Annotated in this window: 5 protein-coding genes; all 5 read left to right on the top strand. The window is 59.4% G+C overall.

Features of this window, described 5'->3' with window-relative positions; all coding sequences use genetic code 11:
- The first annotated feature begins 318 nt into the window (after positions 1–318).
- Positions 319–1593 (top strand): cytochrome P450, encoded by a 1275-nt coding sequence (locus PYV55_RS16105; RefSeq protein WP_275853262.1) that lies wholly within the window; start codon positions 319–321, stop codon positions 1591–1593.
- 13 nt (positions 1594–1606) lie between these two features.
- On the top strand, positions 1607–2827 hold the full coding sequence (locus tag PYV55_RS16100; protein WP_275853260.1) for an NAD(P)/FAD-dependent oxidoreductase: 1221 nt from the start codon (positions 1607–1609) through the stop codon (positions 2825–2827).
- An 88-nt stretch (positions 2828–2915) separates the two neighbouring features.
- The gene (locus PYV55_RS16095; RefSeq protein ID WP_275853258.1) at positions 2916–3236 is read left to right on the top strand and encodes a 2Fe-2S iron-sulfur cluster-binding protein; all 321 of its coding nucleotides are present in this window, start codon (positions 2916–2918) and stop codon (positions 3234–3236) included.
- A 301-nt stretch (positions 3237–3537) separates the two neighbouring features.
- Entirely contained in the window at positions 3538–5187 is a 1650-nt protein-coding gene (locus PYV55_RS16090; protein ID WP_275853256.1) for a cyclohexanecarboxylate-CoA ligase, read from the top strand.
- Between the two features lie 120 nt (positions 5188–5307).
- Positions 5308–5498 (top strand): hypothetical protein (locus PYV55_RS16085; RefSeq protein ID WP_275853253.1); only part of this gene is annotated, 191 nt, incomplete at its 3' end.

Below are 5498 nucleotides of genomic sequence, written 5' to 3'. Positions count from 1 at the left end.
TTTCCATGGCCCGGCCATGGAGCGCGGCATGCCCGACTTCACGGGCAAGCTGAGCATGGAGGACGTGCCAAAGCTCAAGGCCTTCATCCAGGGCACGGTGGACGCCATCCGACCGAAAAAATAAGGGAGCAAAACACAACGAGCGCAAAGTGCGCGTGATGGGGGGGAGGCCAAAGCCCAACGGAACGACGTGGACGCAATGCCCACGCCGTTCTGTGGAGTCCAAAAGACGAATGGGTTCTTGATTGTCAATTCATTCAGCATGTGAATTGTCAATTCATTCAGCAAGTGAAAATCGCCATCCACAAAGGAACCATCATGATGGACACGACCCACCCGACGAACGAAGAAATGCTCAAACGCATACGTTCAACTCCTATCGGGCAACTTGACGTTGCCGATACTGACATCTTCCGCAACGAGGCAGCGGCATTTACTGCTTTCGACCGTCTGCGGCGCGAAGACCCGGTGCATTACTGCGCGACCAACAAGCTTTATGGCCCGTACTGGTCCATCACAAAGTTCAAAGACATCGTCGAGGTCGAGACCAAGCCGCAGATATTCTCCTCGGAAGCCAAAGGCATCACGATCGAAGACAACCTCCTCGGCCTGAATGTGCCCATGTTCATTGCGATGGATCCACCCAAGCACGATGAACAGCGCATGGCGGTCAGCCCTTCGGTGGCCCCGGACAACCTGGCAAAAATGGAAGCAGCGATTTATGAACGAACCCGCAAGGTGCTCGATGGTCTGCCCATTGGAGAAACGTTCAACTGGGTGGATCGCGTGTCCATCGAGCTGACCACACAAATGCTCGCCATCCTGTTCGATTTTCCCTGGGAAGATCGTCGCAAGCTGACGCGCTGGTCCGAGGTGGCCTCGGCCAGCGAAGAATCGGGCTCCAGTGTGGTTGCATCGCAGGAGCAGCGCATGGCCGAACTCGGTGAATGCCTTGCATATTTCACGCGCTTGTGGAACGAGCGGGTGAATGCACCGCCAAAATTCGACCTGATCTCGATGCTGGCGCACTCGCCTGCCACGCGCAACATGCCGCCGATGGAGTATCTGGGCAATTTGCTCCTGCTGATCGTTGGAGGCAACGACACCACGCGCAATTCGATGAGCGGTGGCTTGCTGGCGCTCAACCGCAATCCAGAGGAATACCGCAAGCTTTGCGCACGTCCCGAACTGGTGTCGACGCTGATTCCAGAGATCATCCGCTGGCAGACACCGCTGACCCACATGCGGCGCACGGCGCTCGAAGACGCTACCGTGGGAGGCAAGCAAATCCACAAAGGCGACAAGGTGGTCATGTGGTATCTGTCGGGCAACCGTGATCCCGAGGCGATCGAACAGCCGGACTCCTTCATCATCGACCGGGCGCGTCCGCGCCAGCATCTGTCTTTTGGTTTCGGCATCCACCGCTGCCTGGGCAACCGGCTTGCCGAAATGCAACTGCGCATCTTGTGGGAAGAAATCCTCAAGCGCTGGAACAAACCGATGCAAATCGAAGTAGTGGGCGAGCCGGTGCCCACCGACGTCAGCATCCTATTCCGCGGCCTCAAAGAGCTGCCCGTTCGCATCAATGCCTGAGCGCGAGGCTATCGTGGGCTCCACCGTCATACTTGGTGCCGGACAGGCTGCGGCGCAGGCCATCGTCAGCCTGCGCCAGGAAGGTTATGAAGGGCGCATCGTTCTGATCGGCGACGAGCCCTTCTTGCCGTACCAGCGCCCGCCCTTGTCCAAGGCATTTCTTGCCGGCGAACTCGCGCGCGATCGCCTGCTGCTGCGCCCGCCTGAGTTCTACGCACGTGCTGGCGTGGAACTCATGCTGGGCACGCCAGCGGTGCGGATCGATCGCGAAGCCAAGCAGGTCGTGCTTGCGGACGGCAGGCGGATCGACTATCAGACGCTAGTGCTGGCCACGGGCGGCAGGCCGCGCCACCTCGATTGCCCAGGCGCGGAGCATCCAAGCGTGCATTACCTGCGCAGCATTGCCGACGCCGAAGCCCTCGGTGAGAAGCTGCATGCCGGCGCACGCCTGGCGATCATCGGTGGCGGTTATGTCGGGCTGGAGGTCGCCGCCGTGGCGGTCAAAAAAGGCCTGGGCGTAACCTTGCTGGAGTTCGCGCCGCGGGTGCTGTCGCGTGTTGCATGCGCCGAAGTCGCACAGTTCTATGAACAAGTGCATCGCGGCGCGGGTGTGCGCATCCTGACCGGCTCGGGCGTGGCGGCCATCGAGGCGCTAGAAGGTGGTGTTCGGGTGCGCACCAGCGATGGCAGTGCGATCGATGCGGACTTGGTCTTGGTTGGCATTGGTCAGCTGCCCAATGTAGAGCTGGCCCAAGCTGCAGGCATCGTCTGTGACAACGGCATCGTCGTCGATGACGAAGGGCGCACTTCCGCCCCGGACATTTACGCGGCCGGCGATTGCACCAGCCATTTCAGCGCGGTCTACGGATACCACCTGCGTCTCGAATCGGTCCATAACGCAGTCGAGCAGGCGCGCAGCGTTGCAGCAGCAATTTGCGGCAAATCGCGCCCGTATCGGCAAGTGCCCTGGTTCTGGTCTGACCAGTACGAGCTCAAACTGCAAATCGCAGGCGTCAACCGTGGCTACGACCAAACGGTGCTGCGTGGCGATCCACAAAGCCGCAGCTTTGCCGTGTTTTATTTGCAAGAGGGGCGACTGCTGGCAGTGGATGCGATCAACCGGACGGCCGAGTTCGTCGCGGCCAAACCGCTGATCGAGGGCCATGCGCGAATCGCAGTCGATCTTTTGCGCGATGCCGACGTGCCTTTGAAGGGCTTGATGCCACTTTCCTGATTTTCACCATCTTACCCAAGATACCTCTTTTTCTTTTTCGCCGCATCCGCGGCATGTGTGGATTTTATTTATCCAAGGAGACCTGCAAATGAGCAAAATCACCTATATCGATCACAACAATGTGGCGCGAACCGTCGAGGCCCCAGAGGGCTTGTCGTTGATGGAAGCTGCACTTCAGAACATGATTCCCGGCATCGACGGTGATTGCGGCGGTAATTGTGCTTGCGCCACATGTAGAGTGGACGTGAATGAGGAGTGGATGCGCCTGTTGCCGCCAGTAAGCCCGGAGGAGCAAGCCTTGCTCAATATCATCGATTCAAAAACACCGCAGTCCCGTCTCGCCTGCCAACTCAAGGCCACGCCTGAATTGAGCGGAATCGTGGTGCATACCCCCAGCGGCCAGCACTGATGGCAGCCTCTTTTATTTAGGATGGGGAAATTCAGCTCGCCACGATTTCGATCGTGGCGAGTGATATTTGCCTTCTGGATTTGGTTTTCGCCTTTCGTGTGGATGAGCGAACGTTTTTTCTATTTATCACCCTTCAGCTTATTTTTACTGGACTTACGCAAACAAGGATGCAGCAAAGTGTTTTGCCATGGGGCGCTCGCTTTGCTTGACCCCGATTTGCGTAAGTCGTGTTTTATAGGTTTGCGCAAGATGGGGCTGCTTGCAAAGCAGCCGTCATGCCGATCCAAGGAGACCCTTCAGAATGTTCGAATCCCAACTGCCCCCCCACCTGCAAGCGCGCTACCAGGCCAGCGGCCACTGGTACAACAAGACGCTGCTCGACTATCTCGACGAAGTCGCGCCCTCGCGCCTCGACAAAATTGCGGTGACCGACATCAATAGCGTGACGGGGCGCAAGAATTCCATTTCTTACCGGCAGCTGCTGCAAACCTCCAAGCGCATCGCCTTGGGCCTGATCTCGCTGGGGGTGGAGCGCGGTGACGTGGTGTCGTACCAAATGCCCAACTGGTGGGAATTCGTTGCGCTGCACCTGGCCTGTCTGCACGTGGGCGCCGTCACCAACCCGGTGATGCCCATCTTTCGCCACCGCGAACTCAGTTTCATGTTGGGTCTGGCCGAGACCAAAGTCATGATCGTGCCGCAGAATTGGCGCGGCTTCGACCACCTGGCGATGGTGCGCGAAATCCAGCCGAATCTGCCCAAGCTAGAGCACGTGTTTGCCCTGGGCGGCAGCGGAGATGCCTCGTTCGAGAAATACTTTCTCGAGCGGCGCTGGGAACAGGAAACGCCCGACGCCGACAAGATGCTCAAGGCGCGGCGCATGCAGCCCAACGAGGTCATGGAACTGCTCTACACCTCGGGCACCACGGGCGAGCCCAAAGGGGCTTTGCACACCTCGAACACCCACTTCGCCAACTTGAGGCAAATCCAGCAGCGCAACAAGCTGACGGGCGACCACGTATTCTTCATGCCTTCGCCGATGGCGCACCAGACGGGTTTTCTCGTTGGCATGGAATTGCCCCTGTCCCTGGGGGCCAAGATAGTGTTGCAGGACATCTGGGAGCCAGAGGTGGGCCTGGGCCGCATCCAGGACGAGGGTGTGCACTTCATGATGGCAGCAACGCCCTTCATGGCCGATCTGGCAGATCACCCGGCACTGTCCAAATACGACATCTCTACCTTCGACATCTTTCTGTCCGCCGGTGCACCGATTCCGCGTGCACTCGTGCAGCGTGCGACCGAGCGCCTGCAGGCACACATCGTCTCGGCCTATGGCATGACGGAAAACCTGCTCGTCACCTCGACCCGGCTCGACGATCCGCCTGAAAAAGTGTTCGGCACCGATGGTCTGCCGGTTGCAGGCGCGGAGATGCGCATCGTCGATCCCGTGGGCAAGGTGTTGGGCATCGATGAGGAGGGGCAGATAGAGTCGCGCGGCCCCGGGCAATTCGTGGGCTACCTCAAGCGCCCGGAAAAGTTCGACACCGACGAAGAAGGCTGGTTCAAGACGGGCGATCTGGGCAAGATTGACGCCGACGGCTATATACGCATCACAGGCCGCGCCAAGGACATCATCATCCGCGGCGGCGAAAACGTGCCCGTGGTCGAGGTCGAGCAGCTGCTGCACAAGCACCCGGCGATTCAGGTGGCCGCGGTGGTCGGCGTGCCCGACCCGCGCCTGGGCGAGCGCGCCGCCGCCTACGTGATGCTGCGCGCTGGGAGCAGCTTCACGATGGAAGAGATGCGGCGCTTCCTGGAGGAGCATCAAATGGCCAAGCAATACTGGCCCGAGTTCCTGGCCGTGTCCGAGGCTTTGCCGAGCACGCCCAGCGGCAAGGTGCAGAAGTTCCGCCTGCGCGAGATCGCCAAGGAGCAGTTCAGGATTGCCTGAACACGACTTACGCAAATCGGGTTCAGGCAAGACATTACTATGGGGCAGGCCTTGCCCGGTTCTGGCTTGCCCAAGCTCTATCGATAATTTCACCTTCAATTCAACACTCAAGGAGACACCATGAAACGCCCATATCCTCCCCGCGCTCTGTTGCCCCTGCTCGCAGCCTCGCTGCTGCTGTCGGCCGCGCAAACGAGCATGGCAGAACAAGCCCAGACATCGGCTGCGCGCATCGCCGCTGCGACCCGCAAAGTCGACGGCAACTTCATCCGTGCCAACGCAGCCCAAACCAAGGACTGGCCAAGCTACGG

The organism is Extensimonas soli (assembly GCF_029211265.1).
In the GTDB taxonomy this organism is placed as follows: Bacteria; Pseudomonadota; Gammaproteobacteria; order Burkholderiales; family Burkholderiaceae_C; genus Extensimonas; species Extensimonas soli.
The sequence above is the reverse complement of the archived record's forward strand: the minus strand, read 5'-3'. Positions and strand labels throughout refer to the sequence as shown.

Bases quoted from the DNA above. Each gene is read 5' to 3' on its own strand.
- PYV55_RS16090 (WP_275853256.1), top strand. From the start codon at position 3,538: ATGTTCGAATCCCAACTGCCCCCCCACCTGCAAGCGCGCTACCAGGCC.
- PYV55_RS16105 (WP_275853262.1), top strand. From the start codon at position 319: ATGATGGACACGACCCACCCGACGAACGAAGAAATGCTCAAACGCATA.
- PYV55_RS16095 (WP_275853258.1), top strand. From the start codon at position 2,916: ATGAGCAAAATCACCTATATCGATCACAACAATGTGGCGCGAACCGTC.